General features: G+C 73.7%; 6 protein-coding genes. 1 reads left to right on the top strand and 5 read right to left on the bottom strand.

Annotated elements, in window-relative coordinates:
* The 5 genes from VFQ84_RS09325 to VFQ84_RS09305 form a co-directional block, all read right to left on the bottom strand.
* Positions 1-1,315, bottom strand: a 1,315-nt coding sequence (locus VFQ84_RS09325; protein ID WP_325131362.1) for a hypothetical protein, incomplete at its 3' end; no start/stop codon positions are given.
* Positions 1,312-2,418: a cell division protein ZapE gene (gene zapE / locus VFQ84_RS09320; RefSeq protein WP_325131361.1), complete on the bottom strand. Its 1,107-nt coding sequence runs from the start codon at positions 2,416-2,418 to the stop codon at positions 1,312-1,314. The genes zapE and VFQ84_RS09325, both read right to left, overlap by 4 nt.
* Complete coding sequence (locus tag VFQ84_RS09315; protein WP_325131360.1) at positions 2,411-3,082, bottom strand: alpha/beta hydrolase; 672 nt, start codon at positions 3,080-3,082, stop codon at positions 2,411-2,413. Before VFQ84_RS09315 ends, zapE begins: the two co-directional genes overlap by 8 nt.
* A gap of 16 nt (positions 3,083-3,098) precedes the next feature.
* A complete protein-coding gene (locus tag VFQ84_RS09310) occupies positions 3,099-4,853 on the bottom strand; it encodes an ExeM/NucH family extracellular endonuclease (RefSeq protein ID WP_325131359.1) in 1,755 nt (584 codons plus the stop codon).
* 89 nt (positions 4,854-4,942) lie between these two features.
* A complete protein-coding gene (locus VFQ84_RS09305) occupies positions 4,943-5,458 on the bottom strand; it encodes a c-type cytochrome (protein WP_325131358.1) in 516 nt (171 codons plus the stop codon).
* A 160-nt stretch (positions 5,459-5,618) separates the two neighbouring features.
* Here VFQ84_RS09305 and VFQ84_RS09300 point away from each other — a divergent pair, with 160 nt between their 5' ends.
* Complete coding sequence (locus tag VFQ84_RS09300) at positions 5,619-7,211, top strand: MASE1 domain-containing protein (protein WP_325131357.1); 1,593 nt, start codon at positions 5,619-5,621, stop codon at positions 7,209-7,211.
* The last annotated feature ends 4 nt before the right edge of the window (positions 7,212-7,215 follow it).

The raw sequence follows: 7,215 nt of genomic DNA, 5'->3' as shown, positions 1-7,215 counted from the left end.
GATTGGCGAGCAGCCACAGGCTGGCGAGGGTGGCCAGCACCGGCCACGCCAGGTACCGGAACTCGGCGCTGCCCGACACCAGCGCCAGCGGCAGCGCGCAGGCCAGCGACGACAGCGCCGCCACCGCCGCGAGCCCGGCCGCGGGCGAGCGCCGCGCCCGCCGCGCGCCGATCAGCGCCACCGCGACATTGGCCAGCAGGTACAGCCAGCCGGCGAAGAAGGGCGTGTCGATCAGCGCCTGCAGCGCCGCCAGCGCCCGCGCATGCAGCGGGTGCGCCTGCGCGGCCACCGGCGGGTTGTCGCCGTAGCCGACGTGGCCCGGCATCATCACCAGGGTATCGGGCAGCGCCGCGCGATCGCCGCCGAACAGCAGCTGCGCCAGCCGCGCCCGGTGCGCGAGATAGGCCGCCGTGTGCGCGGTCGGCAGCGACCAGGCCAGGGCGTCGATGGCCTCGCGCTGGGCCGGTGAATAGGGGCCGTCGACGCTGTTGTGGACCTTGCCGCGGACGTAGAGGGTCGTGTTCGCGTAGTCCGTGAAGTCTTCGCGCAGTTCGTCCAGCGTCAGCGTCGGATCGACCAGGACCGGCGGATACACCAGCGCGCCCTCGGCCAGCGACACCGCCGCGGCGTCCCACAGCGTCACCACCGACCACACGCGGTCGGCGGGGCGCACGCGGGCGTCCTGCGCCGGCAGCGCCGCCAGCAGCCAGGCCGCGACCGCCAGCGCCAGCGTGCCGGCCAGCGCCGGCAGCGCCCGGCGCCGCGGCGTCCACGCCGGGGCGTAGTGGGCGGCCTCGCGCCAGGCGATCCAGGCCAGCAGCGGCAGCGCGCCGCTGATGGCGTTGTGGCGGAAGGCGCAGGCGAACACCAGCGCCAGCGCCGCCCCCGCGCGCCAGCCGCGATGCGGCGACCGCAGGTCGTGGGCCAGCAGCGCCAGCGCCCAGGCGAAGCCCGCCAGCATCCACAGGTCCTTCCAGACATGCGGCTGCAGGGCCAGCAGCGGCGGCCAAAGCCCGAGCACCAGCACGACCAGCGCGCGCGCCGGCGCCGGCAGCCGCAGCGCCGACGCAAACATCGCCAGCGCCGACCACAGCAGCACGACCTGCAGGAAGAACATGCCGCCCGGGCCCTCCACCGCCCGGTCCGTGGCCTGCCAGATCATCGCCATCAGCGGCGGGTGCACGCCGTCGAAGCGGTCGTGCCGCGCCTGCCACCACTGGTAGGCCGAATCCCAGCTCATGTAGCCCGGCCAGAACACCCACAGCACCAGCGCCGCGCCCAGCGCCGCCGCCAGCCACGGGGCCAGTCGCTTCACGGGCGGTGCTCGCGCGCCAGGTACTCGGCGCTGCGCATCTCCACCAGGCGCGAGGCGGTGCGCTCGAACTCCTGGCGCAGCTTGTCGCCGCCGTACAGCCACATCGGCTCGGCATCGGCGCTCAGCAGCAGGTTCACGTTGCGGTCGTAGAGCTCGTCCACCAGGTGCACGAAGCGGCGCGCGGCGTTGTCGTGCGCCAGGTCGAACACCGGCACGCCCGACACCAGCACGGTGTGGAAACTGCGCGCGATTTCGATGTAGTCGGCGGCCGCGCGCGGCCCGTCGCACAGGGCCGCGAAGTCGAACCAGGCGATGCCCTCGGCCAGCGCCCGCGTGGGGATCGCCCGGCCGTTGACCTGCAGCGGGCCGTCCTCGCCCGGGCAGTCGGCGGCCAGGCGCGCGAAGTGCTCGGCCATGCCGCGCTCGGCGGCGGCGTCGAGCGGCGTCAGGTAGGTCTGCGCGCGCGTGAGCTGGCGCAGTCGGTAGTCCTGCCGGCTGTCGAGGTGGACGATGGCGCAATGGCGCTCGATCAGCGCGATCGCCGGCAGGAAGCGCGCGCGCTGCAGGCCCTCCTTGTACAGGTTCTTCGGCGCCGTGTTCGAGGTCGTCACCAGCACCACGCCGCGCGCGAACAGCCGCTCCAGCAGCCGGCCCAGGATCATCGCGTCGGCGATGTCGGTGACGATGAACTCGTCGAGCACCAGCAGCTTCAGCTCATCGGCCAGGCCGTCGGCGACCACGGCCACGGTGTCCGCGGTGTCGGCCGGCAGCGCCTGCACGCGCGCATTGACCTCGACCATGAAGCGGTGGAAATGCCAGCGCCGGCGCGGCAGGTCGCCCAGGTGCTCGAACAGCAGGTCGTTGAGGAAGGTCTTGCCGCGGCCGACGCCGCCCCACAGGTACAGGCCCGGCACGGGCGCCGGCGGGCGCAGCTTCCACAGCCACTGCTTCCAGCGCGGGTGGCGCTGGCGTGCGCGCAGCTGGCGGTGGATGCGGTCGAGTTCGACCAGGGCCTGGCCCTGGGCGTCGTCGGGCTGCCAGCGCCCGGCGCGGATACCGGCGGCATAGGCGGCGGACGGGCGCTGCGCCGCCGCTTCAGCCATGGCGCGGCGGCGGCAGGTTCTTGCGCACGCCGTTCTTGATCGCGCCGCGCAGGTCCATCAGCCGCCGGTGGAAGAAATGGCCGGTGTCGGGCATGCGCACCAGGGTCGGCTTGTCCTTGAGCGAGTCGATCCAGTCGTAGACCTGCTGCGGGTCGACGATGTCGTCGGCCTCGGGCATCACCACCAGCCAGGGGCAGGCGGGCGGCATCACGCCGTCGAAGGCGCGCAGGCCAACCGGCGGCGCGATCGAGATCATCTGCTTCACCGGCAGCTGGCGCGCGCCCTGCAGGGCCACCCAGCTGCCGAAGGAGAAGCCGGCCAGCCACAGCGCGTCATCGGGGCGCACCTTGCGCACCCAGTCGGTGACGGCCAGCAGGTCCAGGATCTCGCCGCGGCCTTCGTCGAAGGCGCCCTCGGACTGGCCGACGCCGCGGAAGTTGAAGCGCACCGCGGCGAGGCCCAGCTCGCTGAGCGCGCGCGCCGTCATGGTGACGACCTTGTTGTGCAAGGTGCCGCCGTCGGGCGGGTTGGGGTGGCAGATCACGGCCACGCCGGCCCGCTCCTGCCCGGGCTCGGGCAGGTCGACCATCAGCTCCAGCCGGCCGGCCGGGCCGGTCAGGTGCAGCGGGCCGGATTCGCTGGGGAAGGCCGGGAGTTCGTCCATGGCGCGATGATAGCCCTTAGCGGCCCAGGTCGAAGCCCAGCACCACCGGATCGTGGTCGGAGGCGCGCCAGGGGTCGGTGTCGTCGTCGCGGTCGTAGCCGAACCGCTCGGATTCGTCCGCGCTGTTGTGCCACTCGGCCGCGCCGCGCAGGCGCGCCGCCAGCCCGGCGTCGAGCAGGGCATGGTCGAGCCGGGCCGACAGGCCGGCCCAGACGTAGGAATAGGGCTGGTCGACCCCGGCCACCTCGAAGGCGTCGCGCCAGCCATGGGCGTACAGGGCGCGCAGCGGATCTTCCTGGGCGTGGGCGTTGAGGTCGCCGATGATCAGCTGGCCGGCCGGCCGGGTGCCGGTGGGGTCGGTGGCCAGCCAGGCGTGCAGGCCTTCGGCCGAGGCGACCCGGGTGGCGTTGAAGCAGGCCTGGCCGTCGCCCTGGTCGGCGTCGCCGGCCGGCAGCCCGGGGCGGCAGCCGCCCTTGGACTTGAAGTGGTTGGCGACCACCAGGAAGGTTGGCCCGGTCCCGGCGCGGAAGGCCTGGGCCAGCGGCGCGCGGCTGCTGCGGTCGAAGGGCGGGGTCTTCAGGCTGGCGGGCCGGCCCACGGGGGCGATCCGCGTCGCGCGATAGACCATGCCGACGCGGATGCTGTTGTCGCCCGGGCCCTCGCCCGCGTCCACGAAGCGCCAGTCGCGGTGCGGTCCGGCGGCGTTGAGCGCCGCGACGAAGCGCGCCAGCGCCGAATCCGGGCCGAAGCCGTCGTTCTCCAGCTCCATCAGCGCCACCAGGTCCGGATCCAGGGCCTGCAGGGTCGCGACCAGCTTGGCCTGCTGGCGGGCATGGTCGTCGGCGCTGGCGGCGCCGCGCTCGGTCGGGAAACCGCCGCCCTGGCCGTCGCCGTTGAACAGGTTCAGGACGTTCAGGCCGACGAGGCGGCGATCGCCCGGCACCCGGGGCGCGGGCGGGCGCGGTGCCTGGGTGACGTCGCGCAGCGGCGCCGTCAGCTGCAGGCGGTGGCTGCCGAAGCGCTGGTCCAGCACGCCGGTGGCGCCCCCGATGACGCTGCCCGTGCGCAGCGGCCGGGCGTCGTCCAGGCCCTCGGGCAGGAACCAGGGCGCGCCCGGGTCCTGGGCCGACAGGCCGTCGTCGAGCCGCAGCATGACGTGGAAGTTTTCCTGCGCCAGCGCATCGGCCTCGAGGCCGGGCGCGGCGCGCTCGGTCGGCGCGAAGCGGCGGCCGGCGAAGCTGACGAACAGCTCGCCGAACCGCGCCAGGCCGTCGTTGCCGGTGACGGTGAGCGGCGCATCGATCTGCACCTGCATGCCCTCGTAGGCCTCCCAGCCCGCGGGCACCGGCGCACCGGCAAGCCGGACCGGCGCCACCGTGACGCCGCGGGCCAACACGGTGGCCTCGACCTCGACCAGGCTCGTCAGCGAGCCCCCGTCCGGGCCGATTTCCTTCACCGTGCCGGTGGCGCGCACCCGGTCGCCCGCCGCCAGCACGACGGCGGGCTGGCCGCCCATCGCCAGGAACAGGCCTTCGGCGCTCAGCGGATCCCCGTCGTCGGCCAGCGACTGGATGAACACGCCGCCCAGCCCCTTGCCGAAATCGCCGACCACCACGCCCTCCACCGTCACGCGTTGGCCCTCGATCGGGCTGCGGTCGGCCGGACCCTGCACGCTGCCGATGCTGCGCAGGCCGGGGGCGGCGTCCGGCGTGCCCGTGGTCTGGCAGCCGGCGGCCAGGGCGATGACGGCGATCAGCAGGGGCAGGCGCATCGGAGGACTCCAGCGGGAAAAGGCGGCGCGCGGGCCGGAAACGACAACGCCGCCCGGAGGCGGCGCTGGCGGCAGGGCGGAGGCCCAGCTTACTTGACGTTGTCGACCATCCACTGGACGGTGGCGGCGACCTGCTCGTCGGTGAGGTTCGGGTTGCCGCCCTTGGCCGGCATGATGCCCGCGTTGCCCTGGTAGCCCTCGATGGCGTGCTTGGTCAGCGTGTCCATGCCCTGGGCGATGCGGGCGGACCAGGCCGCGCGCTCGAGCTTGGGCGCGCCGCCGGCGCCGGCGGTGTGGCAGGCGCCGCACAGGGCGCTGTAGATCACCTGGCCGTCGAGCGTGCCGTCGTAAGCCACCTGCCCGGCCGAAGCCGCGGCGGCCGCGGGCGCGGCCGCGGCCTGCGCCGCGGCGCCGGTGGAGCCGGCGTACACCCCGCCCACCGGGCGGATGCGCTGCTCGGTGGCGCGCTCGGCGACCGGGTTGGGCTCGGCCTCCAGCTTGCTGTTGACGTAGATGCCCACCAGGATCAGGGCGAGCGTGATGCCCACCAGGACCGCAATGACCATCGCGAAGTTCTTGAGGAAAACCAGATCGTGGTTGCGCACTGTCGTACCTGACGGCGGGCCGGGGCCCGTGGAGGTGAAGGCCGCGATTATATCGGCCCGGCGCCATGCACGGAAGGCGCGGCGGCAGGCCTTTCTTCACACCGCCGTCCGGTAGCATGCTGGGACGGACGGGCCGGTCCGGGGGGAGCAGGCAAAACCGATGGCGTTGCGCGCGCTGAAGCTGCTGCAGGACACCACGCCGGGGCGCCACGCCGCCTGGGCCGGGGTGGCCTTGCTGTCCCTGCTGCTGTGGCTGGGCCTGGAGCAGCTGTCCGCCCAGCTCTGGTTCCTGCCCGCCGGCCTGCGCCTGGCCCTGCTGTGGCTGGTGCCCACCCGGCGCTGGGGCTGGCTGGGCGCGGCCGAGATCCTCGCCCAGGCCACCAAGTCCCTGGTGCTGGGCTATCCGCTGTTCTCGATGACCTTCCTGGCGGTCTGCGTCGCGCCCTGGGTGATCTACGCGGCCGTGGTGTTCGTGGCGCGCGGCCCGCTGCCGGGGCAGGCGCTGGATACGCCGACCCGGATGCTGGCCTTCCTGCTGGCCGGCCTGCTGGGCGCGGCGGGGGTGTCGCCGCTGCTGTGGATGTTCCTGGTGACGGTGCCGATGAGCGCCATCGACAGCATCGCCAGCATGTTCACCTTCATGTACGGCGACATGATCGGCCAGCTGGTGCTGGCGCCGCTGCTGGTCGCGCTCGCGCACGGGCGGCTGTGGCCGCGGCGGCTGGCGTTCTGGCGCGACATCGGCGTGGTGATGCTGGGCGCGGTGGGCATGTTCCTGCTGCTGCAGGCCTACGACGGCCTGGCCATGTACGTGCTGCTGCTGGCGTTCGCGCCGCTGTTCTTCCTCGGCTTCCGCCACGGCTGGGAGGCGGCGGCGCTGGGCACGCTGGTGCTGGGCGCGGTGATCCAGGCGCTGGTGCAGGGCGGCCTGCTGTCGGTCAGCGTGACCATGCTGCAGCTGGTGCTGGCGGTAGTGGGCGCCGGCGCACTGGTGCTGGGCGCCGCCAGCACCGCGCTGCGCCACAGCCACGAAGTGCTGGCCCAGCGGCACCAGGAGCTGGCCGCCAAGAACGATGAACTGGCGGCGCTGGCCGAAGAGCTGCGCCAGGTCACCCAGCGCCTGGTCCGCATCGAGGAGCAGGGCCAGCGTGAACTCGCCAGCGAGCTCGACTACGAACTCGGGCACGCCATCCACGCCGTCGGCACGCGCATCAGCCTGGCCTTCCGCGACGTGCGCGACGAACAGGGCACGCGCTTCCTGGAGTCGCTGCGCGAGCAGGTGCGCGAGATCCAGGACAGCCTGCGCCGCGCCCTGCGCCAGCTGCGGCCGCCGCTGCTCGACAGCCACGGCCTGCGCCACGCCATCGACAACGGCCCGCTGCGGGAAATGCTCGAGGACGGCAACATCCTGTTCGAGCCCCGCTTTACCGGGCCGGTCGACCAGCTCGACGACGACGCCCGCACCGCGGCCTACCGCATCTGCCAGGCGGCGGTGCGCGAGGCGGTGCGGCTGGAGTCCGTGCGCCGCTTCGCGGTGGACCTGGCGGTGTCGGCGCGCGACAGCGGGGGCCAGGAGGTGGCGCTGTGCCTGGACATCGAGTTCTCGCCCTACGCCCGCGCGGTCCCGGCCCTGCAGCCGCTGCCGGCCATCTTCGACCGCGTGCTGGCCGAACACGGCAGCTACCAGCTCGAGCCGATCGTCCACGGCCAGCGCCACCTGGTGCGCTTCGAGGCGGGCACCGGGCTCGCCTGACGGA

This window comes from Arenimonas sp., assembly GCF_035721105.1.
Classification (GTDB): Bacteria; Pseudomonadota; Gammaproteobacteria; order Xanthomonadales; family Xanthomonadaceae; genus Arenimonas.
Note: the sequence above shows the minus strand (reverse complement) of the source record. Positions and strands in the feature narration are given on the sequence as shown.

Bases quoted from the DNA above. Each gene is read 5' to 3' on its own strand.
- VFQ84_RS09310 (WP_325131359.1), bottom strand. From the start codon at position 4,853: ATGCGCCTGCCCCTGCTGATCGCCGTCATCGCCCTGGCCGCCGGCTGC.
- VFQ84_RS09315 (WP_325131360.1), bottom strand. From the start codon at position 3,082: ATGGACGAACTCCCGGCCTTCCCCAGCGAATCCGGCCCGCTGCACCTG.
- VFQ84_RS09300 (WP_325131357.1), top strand. From the start codon at position 5,619: ATGGCGTTGCGCGCGCTGAAGCTGCTGCAGGACACCACGCCGGGGCGC.
- zapE (WP_325131361.1), bottom strand. From the start codon at position 2,418: ATGGCTGAAGCGGCGGCGCAGCGCCCGTCCGCCGCCTATGCCGCCGGT.